Origin of the sequence: Promicromonospora kroppenstedtii DSM 19349, assembly GCF_000515355.1 — a bacterium.
Lineage (GTDB): Bacteria > Actinomycetota > Actinomycetes > Actinomycetales > Cellulomonadaceae > Promicromonospora > Promicromonospora kroppenstedtii.
The window spans coordinates 14,302-14,771 of the sequence record NZ_KI911663.1; the positions used below are offsets into that span (position 1 = coordinate 14,302).

1 protein-coding gene is annotated in these 470 nt (G+C 75.5%); it reads left to right on the top strand.

Annotation, left to right across the window (positions count from 1 at the left end; genetic code table 11):
- On the top strand, window positions 1-470 hold a 470-nt coding region (locus PROKR_RS34680), incomplete at both ends, for an NAD(P)/FAD-dependent oxidoreductase (protein ID WP_169736390.1).

Below are 470 nucleotides of genomic sequence, written 5' to 3' on the forward strand. Positions count from 1 at the left end.
GGAGGTCGCCGAGCGGCTCGGCGCGTGGCTGCCGGTGCGGCCGCGGCGCGGCACGGTGCTGGTGACCACCCCGATGCGCGAGCGCATCCACCACAAGGTGTACGACGGCGACTACTTCGCCGCGACCCAGTCCGCGGGCGCCCAGCTGCAGACCTCCGCCGTGATCGAGTCGACGCGCGGCGGGACCGTGCTGATCGGGTCGAGCCGGGAGCAGGTCGGGTTCGACGAGCGGTTCCGCGCCGAGGTGCTCCGGCAGATGGCGCGCCGGGCCGTGGCCGTGTTCCCGTTCCTCGCGCAGACCAACGTGATGCGCTCCTACCTGGGCTTCCGGCCGTACATGCCGGACCACCTGCCGGTGGTCGGCGCCGACCCGGCACTTGCCGGGCTGTGGTTCGCGACCGGGCACGAGGGCGCGGGCGTCGGCCTGGCCCCCGCGACCGGCGACCTGCTGGCCGCCGGGCTGCTCGGGC